24 protein-coding genes and 1 pseudogene are annotated in these 26,945 nt (G+C 72.1%); 14 read left to right on the plus strand and 11 right to left on the minus strand.

Annotation, left to right across the window (positions count from 1 at the left end):
* The 3 genes from ACFE8Y_RS07005 to bchF form a co-directional block, all read right to left on the minus strand.
* Positions 1-318: nitrogenase component 1 (locus tag ACFE8Y_RS07005; RefSeq protein ID WP_375463676.1), on the minus strand; the 318-nt coding region annotated here is incomplete at its 3' end.
* A gap of 4 nt (positions 319-322) precedes the next feature.
* A complete protein-coding gene (locus ACFE8Y_RS07010) occupies positions 323-1,612 on the minus strand; it encodes a ferredoxin:protochlorophyllide reductase (ATP-dependent) subunit N (protein ID WP_375463677.1) in 1,290 nt (429 codons plus the stop codon).
* Complete coding sequence (bchF, locus tag ACFE8Y_RS07015) at positions 1,609-2,115, minus strand: 2-vinyl bacteriochlorophyllide hydratase (protein ID WP_375463678.1); 507 nt, start codon at positions 2,113-2,115, stop codon at positions 1,609-1,611. Before bchF ends, ACFE8Y_RS07010 begins: the two co-directional genes overlap by 4 nt.
* A 283-nt stretch (positions 2,116-2,398) precedes the next feature.
* Here bchF and ACFE8Y_RS07020 point away from each other — a divergent pair, with 283 nt between their 5' ends.
* Together ACFE8Y_RS07020 and ppsR are read left to right on the plus strand one after the other, a co-directional pair.
* Positions 2,399-3,286, plus strand: coding sequence for a B12-binding domain-containing protein (locus ACFE8Y_RS07020; protein WP_375463679.1), 888 nt, complete (start codon positions 2,399-2,401; stop codon positions 3,284-3,286).
* Between the two features lie 35 nt (positions 3,287-3,321).
* Entirely contained in the window at positions 3,322-4,761 is a 1,440-nt protein-coding gene (gene ppsR / locus ACFE8Y_RS07025) for a transcriptional regulator PpsR (protein WP_375463680.1), read from the plus strand.
* A 10-nt stretch (positions 4,762-4,771) separates the two neighbouring features.
* Here the strand turns inward: ppsR and ACFE8Y_RS07030 are convergent, their stop codons facing one another.
* On the minus strand, positions 4,772-6,154 hold the full coding sequence (locus ACFE8Y_RS07030; protein WP_375463681.1) for a TAXI family TRAP transporter solute-binding subunit: 1,383 nt from the start codon (positions 6,152-6,154) through the stop codon (positions 4,772-4,774).
* A 156-nt stretch (positions 6,155-6,310) separates the two neighbouring features.
* Between ACFE8Y_RS07030 and ACFE8Y_RS07035 the strand changes: the two are divergent.
* From ACFE8Y_RS07035 to ACFE8Y_RS07065, 7 genes and pseudogenes are all read left to right on the plus strand, one after another.
* Positions 6,311-6,823, plus strand: a pseudogene (locus ACFE8Y_RS07035) (UbiA family prenyltransferase); the annotation flags it as partial.
* 14 nt (positions 6,824-6,837) lie between these two features.
* Complete coding sequence (locus ACFE8Y_RS07040) at positions 6,838-8,184, plus strand: BCD family MFS transporter (RefSeq protein WP_375463682.1); 1,347 nt, start codon at positions 6,838-6,840, stop codon at positions 8,182-8,184.
* Between the two features lie 11 nt (positions 8,185-8,195).
* Positions 8,196-9,380: a geranylgeranyl diphosphate reductase gene (locus ACFE8Y_RS07045; RefSeq protein WP_375463683.1), complete on the plus strand. Its 1,185-nt coding sequence runs from the start codon at positions 8,196-8,198 to the stop codon at positions 9,378-9,380.
* A complete protein-coding gene (locus ACFE8Y_RS07050) occupies positions 9,377-9,862 on the plus strand; it encodes a TspO/MBR family protein (protein ID WP_375463684.1) in 486 nt (161 codons plus the stop codon). Before ACFE8Y_RS07045 ends, ACFE8Y_RS07050 begins: the two co-directional genes overlap by 4 nt.
* Entirely contained in the window at positions 9,863-10,219 is a 357-nt protein-coding gene (locus tag ACFE8Y_RS07055; RefSeq protein ID WP_375463685.1) for a hypothetical protein, read from the plus strand. It abuts the gene before it with no gap.
* Positions 10,220-10,261: 42 nt separating this feature from the next.
* Complete coding sequence (locus tag ACFE8Y_RS07060) at positions 10,262-11,845, plus strand: c-type cytochrome (protein ID WP_375463686.1); 1,584 nt, start codon at positions 10,262-10,264, stop codon at positions 11,843-11,845.
* Between the two features lie 180 nt (positions 11,846-12,025).
* Complete coding sequence (locus ACFE8Y_RS07065; protein ID WP_375463687.1) at positions 12,026-13,441, plus strand: dihydrolipoyl dehydrogenase; 1,416 nt, start codon at positions 12,026-12,028, stop codon at positions 13,439-13,441.
* 198 nt (positions 13,442-13,639) lie between these two features.
* Here the strand turns inward: ACFE8Y_RS07065 and gmk are convergent, their stop codons facing one another.
* The 4 genes from gmk to mutM all read right to left on the minus strand — a co-directional run bounded on the left by gmk (position 13,640) and on the right by mutM (position 17,795).
* Complete coding sequence (gmk, locus tag ACFE8Y_RS07070; protein ID WP_375463688.1) at positions 13,640-14,308, minus strand: guanylate kinase; 669 nt, start codon at positions 14,306-14,308, stop codon at positions 13,640-13,642.
* Between the two features lie 51 nt (positions 14,309-14,359).
* Entirely contained in the window at positions 14,360-15,223 is an 864-nt protein-coding gene (locus ACFE8Y_RS07075; protein WP_375463689.1) for a YicC/YloC family endoribonuclease, read from the minus strand.
* An 84-nt stretch (positions 15,224-15,307) separates the two neighbouring features.
* Positions 15,308-16,702 (minus strand): endolytic transglycosylase MltG, encoded by a 1,395-nt coding sequence (gene mltG / locus ACFE8Y_RS07080; RefSeq protein WP_375463690.1) that lies wholly within the window; start codon positions 16,700-16,702, stop codon positions 15,308-15,310.
* 157 nt (positions 16,703-16,859) lie between these two features.
* Entirely contained in the window at positions 16,860-17,795 is a 936-nt protein-coding gene (mutM, locus tag ACFE8Y_RS07085) for a bifunctional DNA-formamidopyrimidine glycosylase/DNA-(apurinic or apyrimidinic site) lyase (RefSeq protein WP_375463691.1), read from the minus strand.
* A 191-nt stretch (positions 17,796-17,986) separates the two neighbouring features.
* Between mutM and ubiE the strand changes: the two genes are divergently transcribed.
* The 4 genes from ubiE (at position 17,987) to coaBC (ending at position 24,286) form a co-directional block, all read left to right on the plus strand.
* Entirely contained in the window at positions 17,987-18,760 is a 774-nt protein-coding gene (gene ubiE, locus ACFE8Y_RS07090; protein WP_375463692.1) for a bifunctional demethylmenaquinone methyltransferase/2-methoxy-6-polyprenyl-1,4-benzoquinol methylase UbiE, read from the plus strand.
* A gap of 199 nt (positions 18,761-18,959) precedes the next feature.
* Positions 18,960-20,516 (plus strand): 2-polyprenylphenol 6-hydroxylase, encoded by a 1,557-nt coding sequence (gene ubiB, locus ACFE8Y_RS07095; protein ID WP_375463693.1) that lies wholly within the window; start codon positions 18,960-18,962, stop codon positions 20,514-20,516.
* A 123-nt stretch (positions 20,517-20,639) separates the two neighbouring features.
* Positions 20,640-22,967: an ATP-binding protein gene (locus ACFE8Y_RS07100; protein ID WP_375463694.1), complete on the plus strand. Its 2,328-nt coding sequence runs from the start codon at positions 20,640-20,642 to the stop codon at positions 22,965-22,967.
* A 56-nt stretch (positions 22,968-23,023) separates the two neighbouring features.
* Positions 23,024-24,286, plus strand: a complete 1,263-nt coding sequence (coaBC, locus tag ACFE8Y_RS07105; RefSeq protein ID WP_375463695.1) for a bifunctional phosphopantothenoylcysteine decarboxylase/phosphopantothenate--cysteine ligase CoaBC — start codon at positions 23,024-23,026, stop codon at positions 24,284-24,286.
* Here the strand turns inward: coaBC and ACFE8Y_RS07110 are convergent.
* Entirely contained in the window at positions 24,283-24,927 is a 645-nt protein-coding gene (locus tag ACFE8Y_RS07110; protein WP_375463696.1) for a glutathione S-transferase family protein, read from the minus strand. The two genes, coaBC and ACFE8Y_RS07110, sit on opposite strands and share 4 nt — an antisense overlap.
* Before the next feature lie 125 nt (positions 24,928-25,052).
* On the minus strand, positions 25,053-25,697 hold the full coding sequence (locus tag ACFE8Y_RS07115) for a L,D-transpeptidase (RefSeq protein ID WP_375463697.1): 645 nt from the start codon (positions 25,695-25,697) through the stop codon (positions 25,053-25,055).
* A 176-nt stretch (positions 25,698-25,873) separates the two neighbouring features.
* Between ACFE8Y_RS07115 and ACFE8Y_RS07120 the strand changes: the two genes are divergently transcribed.
* A complete protein-coding gene (locus ACFE8Y_RS07120; protein WP_375463698.1) occupies positions 25,874-26,314 on the plus strand; it encodes a VOC family protein in 441 nt (146 codons plus the stop codon).
* Positions 26,315-26,353: 39 nt separating this feature from the next.
* On the opposite strand, the gene ACFE8Y_RS07125 is transcribed toward ACFE8Y_RS07120, so the two are convergent.
* Positions 26,354-26,797 (minus strand): cyclic nucleotide-binding domain-containing protein, encoded by a 444-nt coding sequence (locus tag ACFE8Y_RS07125; RefSeq protein WP_375463699.1) that lies wholly within the window; start codon positions 26,795-26,797, stop codon positions 26,354-26,356.
* Between the last annotated feature and the right edge of the window lie 148 nt (positions 26,798-26,945).

Genomic DNA, 26,945 nt, shown 5'->3' on the forward strand with positions numbered 1-26,945 from the left:
GCCCCCCGGATCGTCCTGGATCAGCTCCGCCGTGCAGGAGGCGCCGACGATCATCGCCTGCGGCTTGAAGCGCGCATAAGCCGCGGCCGCCGCATTCTTGAAGATCTCGGCGGTGTCGGAGCCGAGATCCCGCGCCTGGAAGGTGGTGTAGGTGACGGGCGGGCGCGCGTCGCGGCGCTCGATCATCGTGAACAGCAGGTCGGCGTAGGTGTCGCCCTGCGGCGCGTGCAGCACGTAGTGCAGGCCCGTCATCGCGGTGGCGACGCGCATGGCGCCGATATGGGGGGGGCCTTCGTAGGTCCAGAGGGTGAGCTGCATGGCCTCAGACCTCCAGCCGGGTGCGGCGCACGAGCGGGCGCGCAAAGAGTTCGGCGAGGTCGCCGGCCTGGTCGTAGCCCTGGATCGGCGTGAACAGCAGCTCGATCGACCACTTGGTCGCGAGCCCCTCCGCCTCCAGCGGGTTGGCGAGCCCAAGGCCGCAGACCGTGAGGTCGGGTTTTTCCGCCCGCGCCCGGTCCATCTGGTCGTCGAGGCTCTGGCCCTCGACGATCCGCGTGCCGGAGGGCAGCAGGGCGAGTTCCTCGGCCAGATGCCCGCGGTGCAGGTAGGGCGTGCCGACCTCGGTCAGCCCCATGCCCATCTCGCGGGCGAGGAACCGGGCGAGCGGCACTTCGAGCTGCGAATCGGGGAAGAAGAACACCCGCTTGCCCGCGAGTCTTTCGCGGTGGTGTTCGAGCGCCTTCGCGCCGCGCGCGCGGCCCGGCGCGGTCACCGCCTCGAAGCGGGCGGCGGGCACCCGCCACGCGTCGGCTGCGGCCTTGAGCCAGCGCGTCGTGCCCTCGACGCCGAGCGGGAACGGCGCCGGCAGCCGCGTGGCGCCCCGCGCTTCCAGGGCCTTGGCCGTATCGGTGAGGAAGGGCTGCGCCAGCAGGATGGCGGTGCTCGGCCCGACCGGCGGCAGGCCGCCCGCCTTCCGCGCCGGCAGGAACGCGACGTTTTCGATGCCGAGTTCCGAGAAGATGCGAAGGAACTGGTCCTCGACTACGTCGGCGAGCGCACCCACCACCAGCAGCGCCGGCGCGGCGTCCGCGGCCGCCCGCGGCATCTCGGGGACGAGTGCGGCGAGGCACGCGTCCTCCCCTTGCGTGAAGGTGGTCTCGATGCCGCTGCCCGAGTAGCTCAGCACCCGCACGTCCGGCGAGAAGGTCGCCGACAGGCGCTGCGCGGCGCGGCCGAGATCGAGCTTGATCACCTCCGACGGGCAGGAGCCGACGAGGAACAGCAGCCGGATCTCGGGGCGGCGCTCGATCAGGCGCCGCACCACCCGGTCGAGCTCCTCGTTCATGTCGGCGATGCCGGCGAGATCCCGCTCGTCGATGATCGCGGTGGCAAAGCGCGGCTCGGCGAAGATCATCACGCCGGCCGCCGACTGGATCAGGTGGGCGCAGGTGCGCGAGCCGACCACGAGGAAGAACGCGTCCTGGATCTTGCGGTGTAGCCAGACGATGCCGGTGAGCCCGCAGAACACCGCGCGCTGGCCGCGCTCCTGGCGGATCGCGACGTCGCCACAGCCGGATTCGGCGGGCAGCGGGAGGGCGAACGGGGCGTTCATTGCGCCACCATCGCGGTGCGGTGCGAACCCTGCGGCGCCTGCAGCCGGGCGGCCCGGAGCTTGAGCAGGAACTGGGTCGCGTTGACGGCGTAGGAGGCGTAGGCCGAAAGCGCCAGCCACATCAGGCCGTCGGTGCCGAGCAGGCCGAAGGCGAGCGCGGCGAGGTAGGCGGTGTGGAGCGCCAGCACCAGCATGCTGACCACGTCCTCCCAGTAGAAGGCCGGGGCGAACAGGTAGCGGCCGAACACCGCCTTCTCCCAGATCGAGCCGGTGACCATGATCGCGTAGAGCAGCGCGGTCTTGGCCAGCACCGAGAGGTTGGCGGCGAACACCCCCTCCCCCGTCGCCAGGGTGCGCAGGACGAGGCCGAGGCTCACCAGGAACACGAGGAATTGAAGCGGGGCGAGAAGCCCCTGGACCAGGGTCCAGCGGGTGGCGTCGCGGCGGGCACGCTCGTCCGTCGTGTAGAGCGGTGGCCGTGTCGTGCGGTCCGTCGGACCCATGCCCTAACCCCATCCCTGCCGTTGCGGGCCGCCTCTCGCAAGGGCGGCTTGGAGCGAAGCCTAGGAACAGCTCGAAAAAGTGTCAAGCGCGCTTTACGTCAAATATGACTGACAATGGCCTCGAAGCATTCTTATTCGATTCGACCATTGCCATCCGCGGCGGGAAGCGTATCGTCGTGGTCAAGCCGGCCCACGATAGAGGGTGGCAGCGCAGGGAGCCTGAGCCCCTGGCCAACCCGGGCTATGAATACAGCAAGCCGCCGGCGACATTGGAGAGGGACCAATGGATGACTTGAGGCGCTCCGAGGGGCGAAACGCCATTCTTGCCCTGGCCCGAGAGATGGCCACGGCCTGCGAGATCGACACCGAGGCACCACCCCAGAGGCAGCAGATCTCCGAGCGCTGGCACGGCCAACTCTCCCGCGTCGTCGAGGCGGAGATCATCCCGCGGCTGATGCTCGCCCACCGGATGGAGGCGAGCACCCGGGGGCCCGGCCCGCGCAAGCCGACCGTCGAAGACATCGAGGCCTTCGCCGCCCTCGTCCTGGCGCCGGCCGGCGAGGTGGTGGAGGGGCGCATCGCGGCGCTGGTCGACGACGGCCTCGCCCTCGACAGCCTGCTCCTCGACCTGCTGGCCCCCACCGCCCGCCACCTCGGCGTGCTGTGGGACGAGGACCTCTGCGATTTCGCCGAGATGACCATCGCGATGGGCCGCCTCCAGCGCATCATGCACGACCTGACCCGGCGCTACGGCGGCGAGACGGGGGGACACCGGGACGGGCGCAGCATCCTGCTCAGCCTCTGTCCCGGCGAGACGCACCTGTTCGGGCTGTCGATGATCGAGCAGTTCTTCCGGGATGCGGGTTGGGACGTGACGAGCACGGCGCTCGCACCGGTGGGCGAGATCCTGAACCAGGCGCGCACCGCGTGGTTCGACGTGATCGGCCTGTCGCTCGGCTGCGAGGTCCTTCTGCCGACGCTGGCCAAGACCGTTCACGAGTTGCGTCGCGTCTCGTTCAATCCCGCCGTCCGCGTCCTGGTCGGTGGCCCGATCTTCGTCGACAACCCGGCCCACATCGAACTCGTCGGCGCGGATGCGACGGCGGCGGATGCGCGCCGGGCGGTCGCCGCGGCGGAGTTCATGCTTGATCTGCGGGCGGGAGCCTGCTGAAAGACCCCATCGACGACGTCACGAAGCGGTGAGACTTGACCAGCTTGGCACCTCACGCTGCGCAGAACCCCTCCGCAGCCCTTCGCAAGACCCTGGGTGCCCTCGGCGGAGAGGCGGCGGGCCTCCTCGTCGCGGCCGCGACCGACCTGTCCCTCATCGTCGATGCGGACGGCGTGATCCGTGATGCCGCCTTCGGGGCGGCCGATCTCACTGGAGAGGGCTGCGACACGTGGCTCGGCCGCCGCTGGATCGACACCGTCACGATCGAGAGCCGCCCGAAGGTCGACGCCCTGCTGAGGGACGCCGCCCCCGGCGCCGTGACGCGCTGGCGGGAGGTGAACCACCCCTCCGTCTCCGGCAACGACCTGCCCATCCGCTACGCCGCGATGCGGCTCGGAACCGACGGCTCGATCATCGCCATCGGCCGCAACCTGCGCGCCACCGCCGCGCTCCAGCGCAAGCTGGTCGAGACGCAGCAGGCGCTGGAGCGCGACTACCTGCGCCTGCGCGGTGCCGAGACCCGCTACCGCATGCTGTTCCAGCTCGGCAGCGAGCCGGTGCTCGTCGTCGATGCGGGGACGCGCCGCGTCACCGAGGCGAACCCTGCGGCCGTCCGCCTCATCGGCCGCCCCGAGAAGCGCATCCTCGGCCAGGACGCGGTGGAACTGTTCGAGGCCGCCAGCGCCCGCGAGGTCGAGGCGCTGTTCTCCGGCCTGCGCGCCACCGGACGGGCGGACGACGTCGAGGCCCGGCTCGGCAGCGCGCGCACGCGGGTCTCGGCCTCCCTGTTCCGGCAGGGCAGTTCCGCGAGCGTGCTCCTGCGCCTGACCGGCTCGGAGGCGGTCGCCGTCGGCGCCGAAGCCCGCGGCCCGCTCCTCGACGTGATCGAGGGCATCCCCGAGGGCTTCGTCGTCACCGACATGCAGCGGCGGGTCCTGGCCGCCAACGGCGCCTTCCTCGATCTGGCCCAGGTCGCGACCGAGGAGCAGGCCCGCGGCCTGCCGATCGACCGCTGGATCGGCCGCGAGGAGACCGAGGCCGCGACCCTGTTCGCGACGCTGAAGGAGCACGGCTCGGTCCGGCACTTCGTCACCGGCCTGCGCGGCCAGCTCGGCGCCCTGGAGGAGGTCGAGATCGCCGCCGTCGCCGTGCCGCACGGCCGCCCGCCCTGTCTCGGCTTCACCATCCGCGGCGCCCCGCGCCGGGCGGTCGCCGCCGTCAGTCCCGGCGCGCACGAGCTGCCGCGCTCGGTCGAGCAGATGACCGAGCTCGTCGGCCGCGTCTCCATGAAGAACCTCGTGCGCGAGACCACGGACCTGATCGAGCGGCTCTGCATCGAGGCGGCGCTGCGCATCACCCGCGACAACCGCGCGTCGGCGGCCGAGATGCTGGGCCTGAGCCGCCAGGGCCTCTACGCGAAGCTGCGCCGCTACGGCATCGGCGACCTCGACGGGCCGGATTTTCCGGACGCCTGAGCGCGGTCGATCACTCCGCGGCGCGCACCGCCGGTCGCGCCGGTTCCAGGCCGGACCCGACCCTTGCCCTGGCATCCGCCACCGCCTTGCGCGCCGTATCGACCGCCAGCGCCAGCGCGCCGAATCCGGGTGACTGCGTGCCGTTGTCCCGCGCATGCCGCAGCACGTCGGCCGACAGCGCGTCGACCTCGACGGCCAGCGCGTCGAGGTCGGCCTTCGCGGTCGCGGCGCGGGCGCTGTCGAGGATCTCGATCAGGCGGTCCAGGACTTCGTCGATGCGCGCGCGGCGCGTCCGCGCGATGCGCTGGCTCAGCCACGCCAGCGCCGATCCGAGGCCGCCGCCGACCGAGGCAAGGACGTAGATCCAGTCCTGGTAGCGGTCGAGGAACGAGCGCTGCTCGCGCTCGTAGTAGTCGATCGCGCCGGGATGGATCGGCAGCCGCGCGCTCGTGGCCGCCACGGTCGTCTCGTAGCTCGGCGCCAGCATGTAGTCGCCCGCTGGCGTCGTGGCGTCGTACTGGGTCCGCAACTCGAACAGGTGCTGCGTCGCGTCCGCCGCGGTGCTCCGGCTGAGGGCCGAGGTCGCCATCAGGCGGTACGAGCTGCCGACGGTCTTGACCTCCTCGGGCGGCAATTTCGGGTTGCCGCCGAAGATGCCGGCCGGCATCGTCACCGCCTGGAGCCGCGGCAGGCGCTCGATGATCGCGTCGGCGTCCTCCACCGAGACGAAGGCGACCCTGCGGGTGCGGCTCGCCGCAGCCACGCTCTGGACGAGGGCCTGCGCGGCCGCCGCGGCCGGGGCGATGATCGCCACCACGGCGTCGATCTTCCGGGCCTTGAAGGCCGCGGTGAGTTCGTCGGGCTCGGTCTGGACGAGCAGCACGCCGTCGTCGGGAACCGGACCGGCCGGCGCCTCGGTCAGCAGGGTCAGCCCGTAATAGGCGAGCAGGCGGTTCAGCACCGCGCGGTCGGCGTCGCGGTGGGCGACGATGCCGAGGCGCTTGCGGGCGAGATCCGGGAACCGGGTGATGCCGCCGGGCTGCGGCGAGGCGATGATCATCGCCTGATCGCGCAGGATCGCCAGCGTCAGGCCGTTCGTCGGCATCGACACGTCGGGCCGGACCACGGCGAGGTCGGCGCGGCCCTCCTCCAGCGCCCGGGCGCTGTCGCGGACGTCGTCGTAGGCGATCACCTTCAGGCGGATGTTCTCGCCGCCGTGTGCCAGCGCCGCGGCGTAGGCCCGGATCAGCGGCGGCTCGGTGCCGTCGCTCGGCGCCACCGCGACCGTCAGGGTCGTCGCCCGCGACAGGTAGAGCGCCAAGCCGGACAGGACCGCCAGCACCAGGGCTGCGGCCAGGAACACGAACTCACGCCTGAACGCCCATGATCGCAAGCCCGGCGTTCCTCTTCGCGTAGGAGCGCCACACTGCGCCGCCGCGCCCGGCACCTCAAGCGGCTGCGCTCGACCGCGCCGCATCGATAAAAATTAGACACCGGAAGTGTCATTAAAACTTGACACTCGTCCTGGCGAAAACCTAGCTTCGTCGGTATGGCGACACCGGCCCCCAGCGCACTCGTCGAACTCCTGAAGCCGATCACGTGGTTCGCGCCGATGTGGGCCTTCGCCTGCGGCGTCGTCTCGTCCCCCGCATCGACCCGCGGTCAGTGGCCGGTGATCATGCCCGGGATCGTGCGCACGGGCCCACTCGTCTGCGCGACGAGCCAGGCGGTCAACGACTGGTACGACCGCCACGCCGATGCGATCAACGCGCCGAACCGCCCGACTCCCTCCGGCCGCATGCCGGGCCGCTGGGGCCTCTCCGTCGCCGCCGCCTGGACGGGCCTGTCGCTGCTGGTCGCGGCCGTCCTCGGACCCTGGATCCTCGGCGCCGCGATCTTCGGCCTCGTGCTCGCCTGGATCTACGGCGCTCCGCCCCTGCGCCTGAAGCGCAACGGCTGGTGGGGCAACGCGGCGGTGGCGATCTGCTACGAGGGGCTGCCCTGGTTCACGGGCGCGGCGGTCATGGCTGCTCCCGTGCCCGATTACCGCGTGCTGCCCGTGATCGGAGGTCCGTGATGGCGCCGTCCGCCCTGCCCTTCTCCTGGCCGCAGATCGTCCGGCTCGGCCTCGTGCAGACCGCGCTCGGCGCCGTCGTCGTGCTGATGACCTCGACCCTCAACCGGGTGATGGTGGTGGAGCTGGCGCTGCCCGCGATCGTGCCCGGCGCGCTCGTCGCCCTGCACTACGCGGTGCAGGTGCTGCGCCCGCGCTGGGGCTATGGCTCCGATGTCGGCGGCCGGCGCACCCCCTGGATCGTCGGCGGCATGGCGATGCTCACCCTCGGCGGCTTCCTCGCCGCCATCGCCACGGTGCTGACCGGTGCGAACCCGGCCGCCGGCCTCGCGCTGGCGGTTCTCGCCTTCCTGGCCGTCGGCCTCGGCGCTGGCGCGGCCGGCACCTCCCTCCTGGTGCTCCTCGCCACCGGCGTCGGGGCCCGCCGCCGGGGGGCTGCCGCCACCGTCGTGTGGGTGATGATGATCGCCGGCTTCGCGATCACCGCCCCGATCGCTGGGCACTTCCTGGAGCCGTTCTCGGGCTTTCGGCTGGTCGCCGTCTCCGGCACCGTCTCGCTGGTGGCCTTCACCGTCGCGGTGCTCGCCGTCGCCGGTGTCGAACCGTCCCGGCCGGCCGGGACGGCGGCGGCGTCCGCGGAGAAGGCGCCGTTCGCGACGGTGCTGGCGAAGGTCTGGGCCGAGCCGGTCTCCCGGCGCTTCACCGTCTTCATCTTCGTCGCGATGCTGGCCTACAGCGCGCAGGAGCTGATCCTCGAACCCTTCGCCGGCCTCGTCTTCGCCATGACGCCGGGCCTCACCACCAAGCTCGCCGGCCTCCAGCACGGCGGCGTGCTCGCCGGGATGCTGCTGGTCGCCGGCCTGACGATGGGGATCGGCGGAGCGTGGCTCGGCTCGCTCAAGCTCTGGACGGCGGCGGGCTGCGCCGGCTCCGGTGCGATGCTGGTCGGAATCGCGGCCGGTGGCCTGATCGGTCCCGACTTTCCCCTGCGCGCCGTCGTGTTCGGCCTCGGCCTGTTCAACGGCATCTTCGCGGTCGCGGCCATCGGCTCCATGATGGGGCTGGCCGGCGCCGGCGGCGAGGCCGAGCGCGGCACCCGCATGGGCGTCTGGGGCGCGGCGCAGGGGGTCGCCTTCGGCGCGGGCGGCTTCCTGGGAACCGCGGCGGTCGACCTCGTCCGCCTCGCGGTCCCGGCGCCCGTCCACGCCTACGCGCTCGTCTTCACCGCCGAGGCGCTGCTCTTCGGGCTCGCCACCGTGATCGCGCTCCGCATCCAGCACGCCGCCGCCACCCGCGTGCCGCGACGGTTGCGCGCGGGGGCGCCCGCCCTCCGCGAAGTCCAGGTTTGAGGGAGCACGACATGTCAGAGCCGGCCGAGATCTTCGATTGCGTGGTGGTCGGCGGCGGGCCGGCGGGCGCCACCGCCGCCACCGACCTCGCGCGGATGGGACGGCGCGTGCTGCTCCTCGACAAGCCGGGGCGGATCAAGCCCTGCGGCGGGGCGATCCCGCCCCGCGCCATCCGCGACTTCGCCATCCCCGACGGGCAGATCGTTGCCCGCATCAAGCTGGCGCGGATGATCGCGCCGTCCGACAGGACGGTCGACATGCCGGTGGGCGACGGCTTCGTCGGCATGGTCGACCGGGAGCACTTCGACCCCTGGCTGCGCGCCCGCGCGGCCCTGGCCGGGGCCGACCACCGCGCCGGCACGTTCGAGCGGATCTCGCGCGATGCCGCGGGCGCCGTCGTGCACTACCGCAGCGGCGCGGAGGCCTTCGCGGTGCGCACGCGCCTCGTGATCGGGGCGGACGGGGCCTCGTCTCCCGTGGGCCGGGCGGAAATCCCGGGCCATGCCGGGATGAAACAGGTCTTCGCCTACCACGAGATCGTGCGCCCGCCCGCCGACGGCGGCGGCGCGTTCTCGGCCACGCGCTGCGACGTGTTCTACCAGGGCAAGCACTCGCCCGACTTCTACGCCTGGATCTTCCCGCACGGCGACACGATCAGCATCGGCACCGGCTCGGCGCGGAAGGGGTTCTCGCTCCGCACCGCGATCCGCAACCTGCGCGAGGCGACGGGGCTCGCCGCGGGCGAGACGGTCCGGCGGGAAGGCGCGCCGCTGCCGCTCAAGCCGCTAGGCAAGTGGGACAACGGCCGCGATGTGCTGCTGACGGGCGACGCCGCCGGCATCGTCGCGCCGGCCTCGGGCGAGGGCATCTACTACGCGATGCTCGGCGGACGCCTCGCGGCGGAGGCCGCCGACGCCTTCATCAGGACCGGCGACGCCCACGCCCTGACCCAGGCCCGGCGCCGCTTCATGAAGCTGCACGGCCGCGTGTTCCTGGTCCTGCGGATCATGCAGGCGGTCTGGTACCGCAACGACGGGTTGCGCGAGCGCTTCGTCTCGATCTGCCGCGACAAGGACGTGCAGCAGCTCACCTGGGAGGCCTACATGAACAAGGAGCTGGTGCGCAAAAAGCCGATGGCCCACGTGAGGATCTTCTTCAAGGACCTCGCGCACCTGTTCCGCTGGGTCTCGCCGTGAGCGAATCCCCCTGGCTGCCAGCCTTGGTCGCCGGCCTCGCGGCCCTGGCGGTCGGTGCGGCCGGTGGAATTCTCACCACGATCGGGCCCTGGTACCGCGCCCTGCGGAACCCGGCCTGGAAACCGCCGGACTGGGCGTTCGGGCCGGTCTGGGCGACGATCTTCACCCTGTGCGTGGTATCGGCGTCGTTGGCCTGGAACGCTGCAGACCACGCGGCCCGCAGCGCGCTGGTCGCGACCTACGGGGTGAACGCCGCCCTCAACATCGCCTGGAGCGCCCTGTTCTTCCGGGCCGAACGGCCGGACTGGGCGTTCGTCGAACTGGTCTTCCTCTGGTTCTCGGTCTCGGCGCTGATCGGCGTCACGCTGCCCGCCTCGGGGCTCGCGGCGGTTCTGCTGACGCCGTATCTGGTCTGGGTCACCATCGCGGGCCTGCTCAACCGGTCGATCGTGCGCCTCAACGGCCCGTTCGGGAGCGCCTGAATGGCCGCGTGGTTTGCCAGCGGCCGGATCATCGACGCGATCCTCGTCCTCGTCGCCCTGGAGGCCGTCGCGCTCCTCGTGCTGCGGCGGCGTGCCGGGCGTGGGCCGGCACCCGCCAAGATGCTGTGCAATCTCGCCTCCGGCGCGTCCCTGATGCTCGCCGTCCGCGCGGGCCTCGTGGGCGCCGACTGGCCGGTGGTGGCGCTCTGCCTGATGGCGGCGCTCGCTGCCCATCTCGGAGAGTTGAGCCTGCGCCTGAGACGGCGCCCGGCCCGGGCGCTTGGTCGCAGTCACGACGGTGGCGGAACAGGAACTTTGATTCCGGGATCTGCGTTCAAGGGGCACGCGCGAAATTGAATTATTCTTCTTCGAACGTTCCGCAACCGGAGATCAGGCATCATGCGTCGCCTCCTCGCCCTTGCCGCAACCTCCGGTCTCCTGCTGAGCGCGGGCGTGCCGCTTCCGGTCTCGGCGCAGGGGGCGGACCAGGATCTGATCAAGCGGGGCGAGTACCTCGTCACAGCCGGTGACTGCGTCGCCTGCCACACCGGCCCGAGCGGCAAGCGGCTGGCCGGCAACTACGTCCTGAACACGCCGATCGGGAAGATCCGCACCCCGAACCTGACGCCCGACGACGAGACCGGGCTCGGCAAGTGGAGCGAGGCGGACTTCGTCAAGGCGATGCACGAGGGCATCGACAACGAGGGCCACTACCTCTACCCGGCCTTCCCCTTCGCCTGGTACACCAAGATCACCACCGACGACGTGAAGGCGATCTGGGCCTACCTGCGCTCCCTGGAGCCGGTGAAGGAGGCCCGCAAGGACAGCGAGATCCCGTTCCCGTTCAACATCCGCACCGCGCTCATCACGTGGCGCACCGCCTTCTTCACGGCGGGCGAGTGGAAGCCCGATCCGAACGCGACGCCGGAGGTGAACCGCGGCGCCTACCTCGTCGAGGGCCTGGGCCACTGCGGCATGTGCCACAACGAGAATAAGATCGTCGGCAACAGCAGCCTCGCGGGCAAGCTCGGCGGCGGCGTCATCGACGGCTGGTACGCCCCCAACATCACCCCCGACGGCCACCAAGGCATCGGGGCGTGGTCCGACGATCAGGTCGTGACCTACCTCAGGACCGGCGCCGCCCCCGGCAACCTGCCCGGCGTCGCCGCGGGTCCGATGCGCCAGACGGTCGAGGAATCGCTTTCGAAGATGACCGACGCCGACCTCAAGGCGATGGTCGCCTACCTGCGCACCTACCAGGCCAAGCAGACCTACAAGGTGAAGGACCTGCAGGCCTTCGACACCACCGGCGCGCCGGGCGCGGGCGTCTACCTCAGCTACTGCTCCTCGTGCCACCAGCCGGACGGCCAGGGGGTGAAGGGCGCGATCCCCGCGCTCGCCGGCAACACCTCGGTCCAGTCCGAGGGCCCGGAAACGACGCTGCGGGTGATCTACGGGGGCCTCGGCGCGCAGAGCGGCTACGCGCCGATGACCGCGATCGGCCAGGGCATGACCGACCAACAGGTCGCCGACGTGACCGACTACATCCGCAATTCCTGGGGCAACAAGGCGCCCGTGCTGAAGGGCGGGGTCGCGGCCGCGGCGCGCGCGGCGACGAGCACGATGCTGGCCGGCAACGCGCCCTGCGCCGAGATCGAGCAGGCGGACGTGGCCAAGGCCGTGGCCGAGTCCGGCGCCGCCGAGCAGTTGCGGGACCTCAAGCCGGAGGACTTCATCCCGCGCATCGACGCGCTCCTGCCCGGGATCCGGTCGGCGCTGCCCGAGGGCCGCGACGACGACATCGTCAACGGCCTGACGACCGCCTACTGCAAGGCCGCGAAGTCGGGCGGTGATTCCGGCAAGATCGCGTGGCACACGGCGATCGGCAGCTTCAGCAACCTCGTCTACAGCCAGCTCAAGCACCCCGAGAAGCAGGCGAGCAACATGCCCGCGAGCCCGCAGACTGGGCCGAAGCCGAACTGATCGGGGTCGTCACCCGAATGCATCGCCCGGCTTCTCTTCTGCGCTGGAGGACGGCGTCCCCGACCGGCTGGCCCATACGTCTCGGGCCCGGCATCGAACCAGGATGCGGTTCGATTGGTGCCCGCCGACGCAGGTGAGCCAAGACGCTCCCGCGCGGGCAAGAGCGCGCCGACAGCATCGATGAGCGATCTCGTGTGCGACGTGGCGGTGATCGGCGCCGGGACGGCCGGCATCGCCGCGTTCCGGGCGGCGGAGGCCGCCGGTGTGCGGGCCGTGCTGATCGAGCGGGGGCCGGGTGGCACCACCTGCGCGCGCGTCGGCTGCATGCCCTCGAAGCTGCTCGTGGCGGCTGGCCACGCTGCGCACGAGGCGCGTCATGCCGGCCTGTTCGGCGTGCGGGTCGACGGCGTCGCGATCGACGGGCCGGCGGTCCTCGCCCGGCTTCGCTCCGAGCGCGACCGCTTCGTCGGCGGCGTGTTGGCAGGCCTCGACGACATCCCGGCGGACCGGCGCCTGCGCGGCCGGGCGCGGTTTCTCGACGCCGGAACCCTCATCGTCGGCGACGAGACCCGGGTCCGTTTCCGCGCGGCCGTGATCGCCACCGGCGCGAGCCCGAGCATCCCCGGTCCGCTGAAGGAACTCGGGGAACGGGTCCTCACCACGGAGACCGTGTTCGAGCTCGCCGCTCTTCCCGCCTCGCTCGCCGTGATCGGCGCGGGCCCGGTCGGTATCGAGATCGCGCAGGCCATGGCCCGCCTCGGCGTCGCCGTCAGCCTGTTCGATTCGGGGTCGAACCTCGCCGGCCTGTCCGAACCCGGCCTCCTGAAGGCTGCCGCCGCGATCTTCTCGAATGAGATGACGCTGCATCTCGCCTCGGAACTCGTGGCGGCCGCGGCCGCGGCCGGTGGGGTGCGCCTGACTTGGCACGCCGCCGACGGCGCACGGCACGAGGGCACCTTCGCCAAGGTGCTCGCCGCCGCGGGCCGGTCGCCCAACGTCGCCGACCTCGGGCTCGCCGAGGCCGGCCTCCGCCTCGGGGAGACGGGGATGCCCGCCTTCGATCCCCGCACGCTCCTCTGCGAGGGCGTGCCGATCCTGATCGCCGGCGATGCCAACGCCGCGCGGCCCGTGCTCCACGAGGCGAGTCGGCAGGGTCGCACGGCGGGACGCAACGCCGGGGCGCTGGCCGCCGGGAGCGCCCTCGATGCGCCGGAGCCGTGGACGCCGCTCGCGATGGTGTTCACGCATCCGCAGGCCGCAACCGTCGGCCAGCCCTTCGATCCGGATGCGAGCGATCGCGTCGTCGGCGGGATGTCGTTCGAGGATCAGGGGCGGGCGCGGGTCGAGGGGCTGAACCGCGGCGGCATCCGGCTCTGGACGGATCGAAGCGGCCGGGTGCTCGGCGGAGAGCTTCTTGGGCCGGCCTGCGAGCATCTCGCCCACATCCTGGCCTATGCCATCGCCGACGGGCTCACAGCCCAGGCCATGCATGATCGTCCGACCTACCATCCGACCCTGGAGGAGGGTCTGGAAACTGCCCTATCGAGTATTTTACATATGTTGAAGAAGACGACGTCTCGCGGTGGTTCCTCGTAGCGGCTCCTCCATCTTCGAACGGTCCCGCGAGCGCCGAGCACGAACGTGTCGGGCTTCTTCGGCCGCTCTCTCGCCGACGCGCGCCGCGGTGACCTCGACGAGAGCTTCGACTTCGTGCTCGGCCGCGTGCCCGCCATCTCCGTCCCGGGCCCCGTCGCGCCCGGGTGCATCGGATGTCCCGGGAACCGGACGGCTGCTTCAGCCGGCCGCCGCTTCGGCCAGCAGCCCGTCCACGAACGCGCCGAGGCCGGTGCGCCGCGTCCGCTTCAGGCGCTCGGCGGCCAGGATGCCCCGCAGGGCGTCGAAGGCGTTCTGCAAATCGTCGTTGACGAGGACGTAGTCGTACTCGCTCCAGCGTTGGATCTCGACGCGGGCATTGGCGAGGCGCTGCTCGATGGTGGCCGGCGTGTCCTCGGCGCGGCGCTCCAGGCGATGGCGCAGTTCGGCCATGCTGGGGGGCAGGATGAACACCGTCACCACGTCCTCGGCGAGCTTGGCCCGCACCTGCCGGGTGCCCTGGTAGTCGATGTCGAAGATCATGTCCCGGCCGGCCGCGAGCACCCGCTCCACCGGACGGCGCGGCGTGCCGTAGAAGTTGCCGTGGACCTCGGCCCATTCCAGCAGGTCGTCGCGCGCGCGCAGGTCGTCGAAGGCCTCACGCGCGATGAAGTGGTAGTGGCGCCCGGCGATCTCGGAGGGACGGCGCGTGCGGGTTGTCACCGAGATCGAGAGGTCGAGTCCCCAGCCGCCGTCGTCGGCGATGGCCCGCGTGAGCGTCGTCTTGCCGGCCCCGGACGGCGAGGACAGGATCAGGATCAGGCCCCGCCGGGCGATCGCCCCGGAACCGAACGGTGCGAGCCCGGTCATCGTCGCCTCGTCCCGTCCGTGGTCTGCGCCCGCATCGCGACACTCAAGCCTTCACTCGACGTTCTGCACCTGCTCGCGGAATTGCTCCACCACGGCCTTCAAGTCGAGTCCGATTCGCGACAGCGCCACGTCGCTGGCCTTGGCGCAGAGGGTGTTGGCCTCGCGCCCGAGTTCCTGGGCCAGGAAGTCGAGGCGCCGGCCGACGGCGCCCCCGGCCGCGAGCAGATCGCTCACCGCGGCGAGGTGCGCCCGCAGGCGGTCGAGTTCCTCGCACACGTCGGCCTTGGCCGCCATCAGCACCGCCTCCTGATGCAGGCGCTCGGGGTCGAGCGCACCGGCCTCGGCGAGGGCCGCGACCGCAGCCGCGAGCTTGGCGCGGATCGCATCGGGTTTGCGGGCCGGGCATTCCTCGGCCGCTCGCGTCAGCACCTCCATCCGTGCGACCTGCCCGGCGACGACCGCTGCGAGCTGCCGCCCTTCGGCGCGACGGGCCTCGACGAGGTCGGCCACCAGCCGTCCCACGCCGTCCGCCAAGTCGCGGGCCAGCGCGTCGGGATCGGCTGACGTCTCCGCCTCGGATTCCACGACGCCGCGGATGCCGAGCAGCCCGTCCATCGTCGCCCGCGCCAGCCCCTCGGGCACCGGCACGCGGGCGACCGCCTGCGCGAGGCTCGCCAGCAGCGCCTCGTTGATCCGCACGCGCGCGGCGGTCTCAGGCTTGGTCAGGGTCAGCGCGAGCTGGCACTGACCGCGGGCGAGCGCCTTCTGGAGCGCGGCGCGCGCCGCCTCGCCGATCGCGTCGCAGCCGTTCGGCACCCGCAGCCGCACGTCGAGACCGCGCCCGTTGACGCTGCGAACCTCCCACGCCCACTGCACCGGGCCGGTGGTGCCGGCGGCCCGGGCGAAACCGGTCATGCTCGCGATCATCGTTCAGCGCCACGCGTTCGATCAGGTTCGTGGAGGATCGGCCGACGGCAGCGATGCCCGGCCTCTTGGAAGTTACGGCTGCTTGAGGGCCGGCACGGTCTTGGGCGAGCCGAGATCGTAGGTCTTGTTCCTGAGCGGATCGAGCCGGGTGCCCTCCGACGCGTCGAAGGCGCGGGCGCGCGGGGTGCCCGGCGCCATCGTCGCGCCGTCGAGCGCGTAGGCGTTGGTCGCGGGCGAGCCGGCCGGCGCGAAGGCGGAGGCCCGGCCCGGCACGGCCGCCGGCTCGGCCAGGGGCTCGGCCTTGTCGACGCCGCCCGCGTCCGGGGCCGGGGTCTGGCGGCTCTTCTCGATTTGCCGCCACCGGGAAACGTTCTTCTGGTGTCCCTCGAGGCTGTCGGCGAAGGCGTGGCCGCCGGTGCCGTCGGCCACGAAGAACAGGTCCTTGGTCCGGGACGGGTTGGCCACGGCCTCCAGGGCGGCACGACCGGGATTGGCGATCGGGCCGGGCGGCAGGCCCTCGATCACGTAGGTGTTGTAGGGGGTCGCCCGCTCGATCTCGGAGCGCTGGATGCCGCGCCCGAGGGTGCCGCGCCCGCCGACGAGCCCGTAGACGATGGTCGGGTCCGATTGCAGCTTCATTCGCTTGTTGAGGCGGTTGACGAACACGCCGGCCACCCGCGGGCGCTCGTCGGCGCGCCCCGTTTCCTTCTCGACGATGGAGGCCAGCGTCACCATCTCGCCGGGCGTGCGCACCGGAACCTCGGCGCTGCGCCGCAGCCAGATGTCCCTGAGGACCGTGCGCTGCTTCTCCTTCATGAGATCCACGATCCGTTGCCGGGTGGCGCCGCGCTCGAACTTGTACGTATCGGGCAGGAGCGCGCCCTCGGCGGGGATCTCGCCGACCTCGCCGGAAAGAACGTCGTTCTCGTTCAGCCGCATCACGATCTGCTCGGAGGTCAGTCCCTCGGGGAAGGTGATCGCGTGCTGGACCTGCCGGCCCGTCGTCATCGTGTCGACCGCATCGGTGACGCTGGCATGGGCCTTGAAGTTGTACTCGCCGGCCTTGAGCGGCGGGTGTCCGCCGAAGCGAGCGGCGAACTCGAACAGGCCGGTATGCGCGATCACGCCTTCGCGCCGCAGGATCTCGGCGATCTCGCCGGTGCCGCTGCGGACCGGAATGACCACGACCTTGTCGGTCGGCAGCGGGCCGGCCTCCTGAACCTGGCGCTGGAACAGCGTCAGCCCGAGCATCGCGGCGATGGCGACGACCACCGCGAAGGTCAGGAGCCCGCTGACCATGGCCAGCAGGCCGCCGCGGCGACGCTCGGGCCGCTCCGGCGGCGGGGGGGCGGCGGTCGGCTTGATCGCCTCGTTGGGCGAGCGCGGCGACAGCCGGTTCGGCTGCGACGGCTCGTCGAAGGCGGACGGCGGCTGGGGCAGGTGCGTCTTGCGTCGGCGGAAGAACATCGGAATCCTGCTCGGGCGCACACCGGCCATGAGGCTCGTGTACCGGGCGCGCAGCGCGACGGGGCAGCCGTCTCGTGTTGAGGGCCGAACGCCGTCCGACCCTAAGCCGGTTTGTGGCGAAATTGCCGTTCGGCGCCGCGCGCGACCGCGAATGCGCTCACGGCCCGCCCGCGTCGCGCTTGCGCAGGACCCTGACCGGCATCGCGCTCGGCTGACACGTCGCGCAGAAGAACGTCGAGCGGCCCGATTGCACGATCCGCACGATCGCGCCGGCGCAGCCCGGGGTTCGGCAGGCCAGTCCGACCCGGTCGTACACGCGGAACGCCTGCTGGAAGGCACCCGCGCTGCCGTCGGGATGGACGTAGTCGCGCAGCGTCGAGCCGCCGGCGGCCACGGCCTCCGTAAGCACCTGCCCGATCACCTTGGCGAGCCGCCGCGCCTGCGGCGTCGGGCCGCCGTCGGCCCGCGCGAGCGTGCCGGCCGGCCTCTCCGGATGGAGCCCGGCCCGATGCAGGGCCTCGCAGACGTAGATGTTGCCCAGGCCCGCGATCAGGCGCTGGTCGAGGAGGGCGGCCTTGAGCGGCGTGATCCTGTGCCGGAACAGCCGGGCGATCGCCGCGCCGGTGAGGTCGGCGCTCAGGGGCTCGATCCCCATCTTCGCGAAGTGCCGGCACGCGGCGAGCCCGGCGGTCGGCACGAGGTCCATGAAGCCGAAGCGGCGGGCGTCGTTGTAGGTCACGGTCGCGCCGTTCCCCATCGCCATGACGACGTGGTCGTGCTTCGGCGTGCCCTGCGCGCCGTCGAGGTAGAAGTCGCCGGGCGACGTGTTGCTGCCGTCGGGCATCGCCACGTCGAAGCGCCCGCTCATGCCGAGGTGCATGACGAGCGTCTCCCCCGAGTCGAGATCGGCCGTGAGATACTTCGCCCGGCGCGCGAGCCCCGCCACCGTGCGCCCCTCCAGCCGCGCGGAAAACCGCTCCGGGAACGGAAACCGCAGGTTGGCCCGCCGCAGGCTCACGCGGCTGAAGCGGGCGCCGACCATGGCCGGCGCGAGGCCGCGGCGCACCGTCTCGACTTCAGGAAGCTCCGGCATGCGGCGTGGGTGTCCTCGCGGTGCGATCGGTCGGGGCGCGGATCGGATATCGGGTCGCGCGACGGGCCGGGCAATCCCGCCGCTCCGCCGGCGCGCGCGTCTTACGACGCATGAACGGTCGGCGCGTCTTACGACGCATGGCGGATCGGGCCCGGCTTCGCTATGAGGCCCTGGCAGACGGGTGGGGACGCATGAAGGCCGCGGACGGCGCGTCGGGCGCGCAGGAGACCGATTTCGGGTTCGAGCGCGTGGCGCTGGCTGAGAAGCAGGCGCGCGTCGACGACGTGTTCCGCTCCGTGGCCAAGCGCTACGACCTGATGAACGACCTGATGTCGGCCGGCCTGCACCGGGCCTGGAAGGCCAATCTCATCGCGATGCTGCGCCCGGGCAGGACGCGCCCGCTCCGCCACCTCGACGTGGCCGGCGGCACCGGCGACGTCGCCTTCCGCGTCCTCGACGCCGGCGGCCCGCGCACGCGCGTGACCGTTCTCGACATCAACGAGGCGATGCTGCGGGTCGGCGCCGAGCGCGCGGGCGACCGATATGCCGGGCGCATCGACTTCGTCACCGGCAACGCCGAGGCCCTGCCCCTGCCGGACGCGCGGTTCGATGCCTACACCATCGCGTTCGGCATCCGGAACGTGCCTCGCATCGAGTTGGCCCTGGCGGAGGCCAAGCGCGTGCTCAAGCCCGGCGGGCGCTTCCTGTGCCTGGAATTCTCGAAGGTCGACCTGCCGGTCCTCGACGCGATCTACGACGCCTATTCCTTCCACGTGATCCCGCGCCTCGGCGCCAGGGTCGCGGGCGACGCGGACTCCTACCGCTACCTCGTCGAATCGATCCGCAAGTTCCCGACGCCGGGCGCGTTCGCGGGCATGATCGAGCAGGCGGGCTTCCGCCACGTCACCCACCGGCCGCTCTCGGGCGGCATCGTCGCGATCCATTCCGGCTGGAAGGTTTCGTGACGCCGGTCGCCGCGCAATCCGAATTCACACCGTCTCCGCGCGCGCATCCCTCTCCCCTCTGCGGGAGAGGGTGGCCCGCGAAGCGGGTCGGGAGAGGGGAGCGACGGTTCCGGACAGCGCGCTTCCTTCTCCCGACCCTCGCTGACGCGACGCCCACCCTCTCCCGCAGAGGGGAGAGGGTGGGCGTCGAGAGCGCACCATGATCGGCGCCGCCGTCAACCTCGCCCGCGGGATCCACGTCGGCTTCGTGCTGGCGCGCGAGGGGGCGCTGGCCTTCGCCGACCCGTCCGAGTTGCCGCCGCACTTGGCCCTCGCCCTGAGGGTCGGCCGGATGCTGGAGCGGCCCGGCCTCGGCACGGGCGCGGCCCGGCTCTCGGCCGGGCTGACGCGCCTCGGGCCGTCCTACGTCAAGTTCGGTCAGTTCCTGGCGACGCGGCCGGACATCGTCGGGATGAGCGCGGCGCTGGACCTCGAGAAGCTCCAGGACCGGGTGCCGCCGTTCCCGCAGGCGATCGCGATCCGCGTGGTCGAGGCGGCCTTCGGCAAGCCGCTCGCCGCCCTGTTCGTCTCGTTCAGCGAGCCCGTGGCGGCGGCCTCGATCGCGCAGGTCCACAAGGCGGTGGTGCAGGACCCCGACGGGACGCGGCGCACGCTGGCCGTGAAGATCATGCGGCCGGGCGTCCGCGAGCGCTTCCAGCGCGACGTGGAGGTGATGCGCTTCATCGCGCGCGTGATCCACGTCCTCTCGCCCCAGGCCGAGCGGCTTCGTCCCCGCGAGGTGGTCGAGATCCTGGCCAGATCCGTGATGATGGAGATGGATTTTCGCCTGGAGGCCGCCGCCGCCTCGGAGCTCGCCCAGAACACGGCCGGGGACGACGACTTCCGCGTGCCGAAGCCCGACTGGGAACTCATCGCCCGCGACGTGCTCTCGGCCGAGTGGATCGACGGCACCCGCCTGCACAGCGCCGCCGACCTCGCCGCCGCCGGCCACGACCCGCACGCGGTCGGCCGCACCGTCATCCAGAGCTTCCTGCGGCAGGCGATCCGCGACGGGTTCTTCCACGCCGACATGCACCAGGGCAACCTGTTCGTGGACGCCGCCGGCAAGCTCGTGGCGGTCGATTTCGGCATCATGGGCCGGCTCGGGCGCAACGAGCGCCGGTTCCTCGCCGAGATCCTCCTCGGCTTCATCCTGCGCGATTACCGCCGCGTCGCGCAGGTGCACTTCGAGGCCGGCTACGTGCCGGCCCACCACTCGGTCGATGACTTCGCCCAGGCGATCCGCGCCATCGGCGAGCCGATCCACCAGCGCCGGGCCGACGAGATCTCGATGGCCAAGGTGCTGACCCTCCTGTTCGACATCACCGCCCTGTTCGACATGAGCACGCGGACGGAACTGGTGATGCTGCAGAAGACCATGGTGGTGGTCGAGGGCGTCGCCCGCTCGCTCGATCCGCGCCTCGACATGTGGACCACCGCCGAGCCGGTGGTGCGCGGCTGGATCGCCCGCAACCTCGGCCCCGTCGGCCGCATCGAGGGGGCCGCCCACGCCGCCCGCACCCTCGCCGACGTGGTCTCCGACGTCCCCGACCTTGCCCTGCGCCTCAAGCGCCTGCTGCTCCGCCTCGACGAGGCTGCCCCCGGCGAGGCCCGGCGCCTGGAGGGCATCGCGCGCGGCGAGCGCCGCAAGGCGGTCTGGCAGACGCTTGCGCTCTGGGCCATCGCCGTCGGCGCGCTGGTGCTGGCGTTCCGCTGACGATGGTGCGTCGGCCCTTCGTCTTCGCCCGATCCCGCGTGCATGAAAATCTTCAGACACGGCTGCTACCTTTAGGGATCCAGCGGCAAGAGCACTTCTCTCCCTCCAAGGCAGACACGCGGCATGCGCCTCCGAACCCTGCACGCCGTGCTGTTCTCCGCCCTTGCCCTGTCGCTGACCCTGTGCGGGGCCTGGGTCGCGCAGCGCCTGACGGGCGAGCGACTCAAGGCTCAGATCGGCACCGAGATGGCCGCCGTGGCGGATCAGGTGCGCAACGTCCTCGACCGCAGCATGTACGCCCGGTGGCGTGACATCCACATCCTGGCCACCGCCGCCCAGACGGCGGCGCCCACGCCCGACGCGCGCCGGGTCTGGCTCGACGCCATGCGGCAGACCTTCCCCGCCTATGCCTGGATCGGCTTCGCCGACCGGGACGGGGTCGTGACGGCCTCGACCGGGCGGGTGCTCGAGGGCGCCACGGTCCAGGCGCGACCGTGGTTCCAGGCGGGCCTCAAGGCTCCGTTCGCGGGAGACGTGCACGCTGCCCTCCTCCTGGAGAAGTATCTCCCGCCGACCGCCGACGGCGCGCCGTGGCGCTTCGTCGACGTCGCCGCGCCCGTGCGTGATTCGGAGGGCCGGGTCGACGGCGTGGTCGGTGCGCACCTGAGCTGGACCTGGGCGCGAGAGATCACGCGCTCGTTCATCGATCCCGTCGCGGCCAAGAGCCCCGGGACCGACGTCCTGGTCGTCGACCGGGCCGGCGCCGTCATCCTCGGGCCGGCCGACCTGCAGGGCACCGTCTTGCCTGAGGCTGCCGCGCTCTGGCGCGGGGCCGGCACGGGCGGCGCGCACGCGATCGAGACCTGGCCCGATGGCGTCTCCTACCTCGTCGGCGCCAGCCGGACGGTGGGGCTGAACGACTATCCCGGCCTCGGCTGGACGATCCTCGTGCGTCAGCCCGCCGAGATCGCCTTCGCCCCGGCCCAACGGCTCGCGCACCAGCTCCTCCTCGGCGGCCTCGTCCTCGCGGTCGCCGCCGCCCTGCTGGGGGTGGTGATCGGCCGTCAGATCAGCCGCCCCCTCCTGCGGCTGGCCGATGCCGCGGACGCGCTGGCCCGCGCGCCCGCCTCCGCGCCGGTCCTGCCGCTCGAGGGCACGAGCGAACTGCGCCGCCTCGCCGCCGCCCTGAACCGCATGTGGCAGGCCGTGGCCGAGCGCGACCAGTGCTTGGCCGAAGCCAACCAGCGGCTCGAACTGCGCGTCGCCGAGCGCACCCGCGAGCTGGAGGCGATGCGCCGCGCGGCCGAGCAGGCCAACCAGGCGAAGACCGAGTTCCTGGCCTCGATGAGCCACGAGATCCGCACGCCGCTCAACGGCGTCATCGGCTACACCGACATCCTGCTGGACCAGGGCGGCCTCGATCCCGTTCAGCGCCGCTCCGTCGAGCGCATCCACGGAGCGGGCAGCGCGCTCCTGACCGTGGTCAACGACATCCTCGACTTCTCGAAGGTCGAGGCCGGCCTCGTCGTCATCGAGGAGCGCCCGTTCGACCTCGCCACCCTGGTCGACGAGGCCGCCGCGATCGTCGCGATCAACGCCCGCGCGAAGGGGCTCAGCCTCGACGCCGCGATCGGCGCGGGCGCCCCGACCGCCCTCGTGGGCGACGGGAACCGCCTGCGGCAGGTCCTGCTGAACCTTCTCAACAACGCGACCAAGTTCACGAAGGGCGGCGCGGTGCGGCTCGACGTGGCCTGTCTCGCCTGCGACGCGCAGGCCTGCACCCTGCGCTTCGCAGTCTCCGACACCGGGATCGGCATCCCCGCGGACAAGCTCGACCGCCTGTTCCGGCGCTTCTCCCAGGTCGACGGCTCGACCGCGCGCGAGTTCGGCGGGACGGGCCTCGGGCTGGCGATTTCGCAAGAGCTGATCGAACTGATGGGCGGCGCGATCAGCGTGGCGAGCGAGGTCGGCCGCGGCTCGACCTTCGCCTTCACCCTTCGGCTTCCCCGCGGGCAGGAACCGGCGCAGGTCGCGCCGCGGCGACCGGAGGGGACCTCCGCGCGCGGAACGCGGATTCTCCTCGTGGAGGACGTGGCGATCAACCAGGAGATCGCCTGTGCGATGATCGAGCGGGCGGGGCACGCCGTCGACGTGGCGGCCGACGGCGCCGAGGCGGTCGCGGCGGTCCAGGCCAGGGCCTACGACCTCGTGCTGATGGACGTGCAGATGCCGGGCATGGACGGATTGACCGCGACGCGCCGCATCCGGGCGCTCGCCCATCCCGCCCGCGCGGTGGCGATCGTGGCGATGACCGCCAACGTCCTGCCGACCGAGGTCGAGCGGTTCCGAGCCGCCGGCATGGACGATCACATCGGCAAGCCGTTCAAGCGCGCCGAGCTCTACGCAATCATAGACCGTTGGGCCGGGCGCCGGGCGGCCGCGGCCGCCTGAGCCGCGCCCGCGAGGCCGGGATTGACGCGTCGATCGCCAGACGCCCTGATGAGGCGATGACCAAGCCGCTCGCCGACCGCCGCGTCCTCCTGATCATCGGCGGGGGCATTGCCGCGTACAAGTCCCTCGACCTGATCCGGCGCCTGCGCGAGCGCGGCGCCTCCGTCCGCCCGCTGCTGACGCAGGGCGCGCAGGAATTCGTGACGCCGTTGGCCGCCGCCGCCCTCGCGGGCCGGCCGGCCCACACCGACCTGTTCGACCGGGCCGACGAGGCGGAGATCGGCCACATCAGGCTCGCGCGCGAGGCCGATGCGGTGGTGGTGGCGCCGGCCACCGCCAATCTGATGGCGCGGATGGCCACCGGCCACGCCCCCGACCTCGCCGCGACGGTGCTCCTCGCCACCACCCTGCCGATCCTGATCGCCCCGGCGATGAACGTGGCGATGTGGGCGCACCCCGCCACCCGCCGCAATCTCGCGACCCTCGTCGCCGACGGCGTCCGCGTGGTCGGCCCGAATGCCGGCCCGATGGCCGAGGCGGAGACCGGCGCCGGCCGCATGGCCGAACCCGTGGAGATCGCCGAGGCGCTCGCGGCCATGCTGATCGAGGCGGAGGAGCCTGCCGGGTTCGGCGTCCTGTCGGGCCGCGCGGTGAAGACGACGGGGCCGCTCGCGGGGCGCCGCGTGCTCGTCACCTCCGGGCCGACCCACGAGCCGATCGATCCGGTGCGGTTCATCGCCAACCGCTCGTCCGGCCGCCAGGGCCACGCCATCGCCGCCGCCGCCGCGGAGGCCGGCGCCGCGGTCACCCTGGTCTCGGGGCCGGTCGCGATCCCCGATCCGCCGGGCGTCACCGTGGTGCGGGTCGAGACCGCGCGGGAGATGCTGGCGGCGGTGGAGGCGGCGCTTCCGGCGACGATCGCGGTGTTCGCCGCCGCCGTCGGCGACTGGCGTCCGGAAAACGCGCAAGGGGCCAAGATCAAGAAGGACGGTGCGGCGCCCCCGCCCCTGGCGCTGGTCGAGAACCCCGACATCCTCGCCACGATCGCCGGCCTCGCCTGCGGACGCCCGGACCTCGTCGTCGGCTTCGCCGCCGAGACGGATACGGTGCTCGACCACGCGCGCGAAAAAATCGCGCGGAAGGGCTGCGACCTGATCGTGGCCAACGACGTCTCGGCGGCCGGCGGGGTGATGGGGGGCACCGCCAACACGGTCCACCTGATCGCCCGCGACGGCACGGTCGAGACGTGGCCGCGGCTCGACAAGGACGAGGTCGGTCGGCGCCTCGTCGCGCGCTTCGCGGCGCTGCTCGTCCGCTAACCGGCGGCCGGCTCCTGGGCGGCGGCGAGCCGCGCGTCATCCGCGGCGATCGTCCTGGCGGCCTCGCGCGCCTGGAAGCGGGCGAGGTAGGCCATGATCGCGGGCTCCTCCGGGACCAGCTTGAAGCCGACGGTCCAGCCCAGCGCCGAACCCCACAGCACGTCGGCGGCGGAGAACCGCGCGCCCAGCAGCCACGGGCCCGGCGTCAGGGCCGCCACGACCTGTGCCAGCACCGTGTCGAAGTCGCCGTAGGCCGACATCATCCGCGGCGGCGGCTCGCGCTCCATCGCCCGGTCGATCACCGCGGGCTCGAAGCACGAGCCGTAGAACACCATCCAGCGCAGGTACGGCCCGCGCAGGGAATCGGTGGGCGCCGGGGCGAGGCCGGCCTCGGGAAACAGATCGGCGAGGTAGAGGTAGCAGGCTGCCTGCTCGGCGACCGTCGCGCCGCCATGGGTCAGCGCGGGGACCTTGCCCATCGGGTTGACGGCAAGGTGCGCCGCCCCGCGCTGCTCGCCGGCCTTCAGGTTCAGCACGTTGAGGCGGTGCGGCGCGCCGAGTTCCTCCAGCAGCACCCGCACCCCCGTCGAGCGGGTATTGGGCGCGTGGTGGAGGGTGATGACTTCGGTCGCGTTCGGCATCGTCTTTCCCCGGCACATCGTGACGGCGCAGGCTCCGCCCAGCGTCACGGCCGGTCAAGCCGCCGAGCGCGAGACACGGTTCGGACCTGCCCCAGGCTCGGCCCCGGCGATCCCGAGCGTGCCCGTCAGGCGCGGTAGCGGCCGTTGCGCTTGACCAGCACCTGCGTGCCCACCGGCACGCGCTCGTAGAGGTCGACGATGTCCTCGTTGAGCATGCGGATGCAGCCGGACGACATCTGCTCGCCGATGCTCCAGGGCTCGTTGGTGCCGTGGATGCGGAACAGGATGTCGCGGTTGCCCTGGTAGAGGTAGAGGGCGCGGGCGCCGAGCGGGTTGTCGAGGCCGCCCTTGCGCTGGCGGTCGATGTCCGGGTGCAGCGAGACCATGGTGGTGGTCGGGCTCCAGTCCGGCCAGACCCCTTTCCGCCCGACTCGGGCCTCGCCCTTCCACGAGAATCCGAGCTTGCCCACGCCGACGCCGTACTGCACCGCCGTGCCGTCGGCCTGGACCAGGGCGAGCTGGCGCCGGTCGATGTCGACGACGATGGTGCCCGGCCGCTCCGGCCCGGCGTAGCTCACCACCTGCCGGCGGTACTTCGGATCGAGGCGGCCGGTGTCGACCAGCGGCACGTCGAAGGGCTTGTCCGGCCTCGTGCCGACGTACCACGCGGCCTCGTCGTCGGTCGCGGCGACGTTGACCGGTCCGCGCGGGTTGCAGGCGGCCAGCGGTGCGGTCAGGAGCGCGGCGAGCAGGATCCGGCGGGTGTGCATGGGGCCTCACCATCGGGTTGGTCGTCGAGTCCTGACTACCCTCTCCCCGGCCCGGACGATGTGACTTTTGCGCCGCAGCGCGGGCGAAGCGCCCCGCGGTCCACCTCCGGCCACGCCTCGCTCGGCACGGCGGATCGCCCTATGTCCCCGTCACCGGTCCCGAGACGAGGCACGCCATGGCCGACACCCTGACCCTTCCCGGCACCGAGGGGATCCTGCCCGGAACGCCCCTGCGACCGGCGGTCCACCTCGACCACTGCGTTATCCACGTCACCGACTGGGCGCGCGCCAACGCCTTCTACCGCGACGTGGTGGGCGCCGAGGTGATGGAGGCCGGCGCCGGCTTCGTCTACCGCTTCGGCGGGGTGCAACTGAACTGCCACGGGCCGGGGCTCGACCCCGAACCGCTGGCCGAGAAGCCGGTGATGCCCGGCGGCAGCGACCTGTGCTTCCGCTGGTCGGGCACGATCGAGACGGCGATGGCGCACTTGGCCGCCCGCGGCGTGCCGGTGGAGCGCGGGCCGGTGGAGCGCCGGGGGGCTGCCGGGGCCGGCATCAGCGTGTACGTCCGCGATCCGGATGGATCGCTGATCGAGTTCATCACCTACCCAGAGTGAGGCTCCCCTCCGCGCCGGCCGGCTCGCCGACGCGGCGTCCTAGCCGCGGCTCTCCGCCAGGGCCTGATTGGTCTGCTCCAGGCGCAGGGCCAGTTCCCGCATCAGCGCGATGCTGATCTGCGGGAACTGCGCCAGGAGTTCGAGGAACACGCCGCGGTCGATGCGCAACGCCGTCGCGGCGGTCTCGGCGGTGACCGTGGCGGAGCGCGGCTGGTCGGCCAGGATGCCCATCTCGCCGACGAGCGCGTTGGCGCCCAGCAGCGCCAAGTGGACAGGACCGCCCGGTCCATCGATGGTGACCGCGGCGCTTCCGTCCAGGATCAGGTAGGCGGCATCGGCCACGTCGCCGCGGGTGAAGAACTTCTGGCCCGCCTCGAAGTGCACGCGCTCGCTCGTGAACGCCAGCAGCTTGAGGCGCGACGGCTCGACCTCCCGGAACAGCGGCACCTGCCGCAAGGACGAGACCTCGGTGTCGAGGGTCATGAACGGGCTCCGGGACGCGAACCGTGCCGGGTCTGATGAGAGGCGATACCGGCGCCCGCCTATCCATGCGGCTCGGCGTCCCCTTGTCCAGCCCTGCGTTGCGCGCCGCGTCCTGCGTCGGCTTGACCCGGATGCGCCGTGGTACGGC

Source organism: uncultured Methylobacterium sp., assembly GCF_964242245.1.
In the GTDB taxonomy this organism is placed as follows: Bacteria; Pseudomonadota; Alphaproteobacteria; order Rhizobiales; family Beijerinckiaceae; genus Methylobacterium.

Bases quoted from the DNA above. Each gene is read 5' to 3' on its own strand.
- ACFE8Y_RS07115 (WP_375463697.1), bottom strand. From the start codon at position 25,697: ATGCACACCCGCCGGATCCTGCTCGCCGCGCTCCTGACCGCACCGCTG.
- ACFE8Y_RS07060 (WP_375463686.1), top strand. From the start codon at position 10,262: ATGCGTCGCCTCCTCGCCCTTGCCGCAACCTCCGGTCTCCTGCTGAGC.
- ACFE8Y_RS07020 (WP_375463679.1), top strand. From the start codon at position 2,399: ATGGATGACTTGAGGCGCTCCGAGGGGCGAAACGCCATTCTTGCCCTG.
- mutM (WP_375463691.1), bottom strand. From the start codon at position 17,795: ATGCCGGAGCTTCCTGAAGTCGAGACGGTGCGCCGCGGCCTCGCGCCG.
- ACFE8Y_RS07065 (WP_375463687.1), top strand. From the start codon at position 12,026: ATGAGCGATCTCGTGTGCGACGTGGCGGTGATCGGCGCCGGGACGGCC.
- ACFE8Y_RS07100 (WP_375463694.1), top strand. From the start codon at position 20,640: ATGCGCCTCCGAACCCTGCACGCCGTGCTGTTCTCCGCCCTTGCCCTG.
- ACFE8Y_RS07120 (WP_375463698.1), top strand. From the start codon at position 25,874: ATGGCCGACACCCTGACCCTTCCCGGCACCGAGGGGATCCTGCCCGGA.
- ACFE8Y_RS07125 (WP_375463699.1), bottom strand. From the start codon at position 26,797: ATGACCCTCGACACCGAGGTCTCGTCCTTGCGGCAGGTGCCGCTGTTC.
- gmk (WP_375463688.1), bottom strand. From the start codon at position 14,308: ATGACCGGGCTCGCACCGTTCGGTTCCGGGGCGATCGCCCGGCGGGGC.
- ACFE8Y_RS07055 (WP_375463685.1), top strand. From the start codon at position 9,863: ATGGCCGCGTGGTTTGCCAGCGGCCGGATCATCGACGCGATCCTCGTC.
- ACFE8Y_RS07040 (WP_375463682.1), top strand. From the start codon at position 6,838: ATGGCGCCGTCCGCCCTGCCCTTCTCCTGGCCGCAGATCGTCCGGCTC.
- ACFE8Y_RS07075 (WP_375463689.1), bottom strand. From the start codon at position 15,223: ATGACCGGTTTCGCCCGGGCCGCCGGCACCACCGGCCCGGTGCAGTGG.
- coaBC (WP_375463695.1), top strand. From the start codon at position 23,024: ATGACCAAGCCGCTCGCCGACCGCCGCGTCCTCCTGATCATCGGCGGG.
- ubiE (WP_375463692.1), top strand. From the start codon at position 17,987: ATGAAGGCCGCGGACGGCGCGTCGGGCGCGCAGGAGACCGATTTCGGG.
- ACFE8Y_RS07010 (WP_375463677.1), bottom strand. From the start codon at position 1,612: ATGAACGCCCCGTTCGCCCTCCCGCTGCCCGCCGAATCCGGCTGTGGC.
- ACFE8Y_RS07110 (WP_375463696.1), bottom strand. From the start codon at position 24,927: ATGCCGAACGCGACCGAAGTCATCACCCTCCACCACGCGCCCAATACC.
- ubiB (WP_375463693.1), top strand. From the start codon at position 18,960: ATGATCGGCGCCGCCGTCAACCTCGCCCGCGGGATCCACGTCGGCTTC.
- ACFE8Y_RS07045 (WP_375463683.1), top strand. From the start codon at position 8,196: ATGTCAGAGCCGGCCGAGATCTTCGATTGCGTGGTGGTCGGCGGCGGG.
- mltG (WP_375463690.1), bottom strand. From the start codon at position 16,702: ATGTTCTTCCGCCGACGCAAGACGCACCTGCCCCAGCCGCCGTCCGCC.
- bchF (WP_375463678.1), bottom strand. From the start codon at position 2,115: ATGGGTCCGACGGACCGCACGACACGGCCACCGCTCTACACGACGGAC.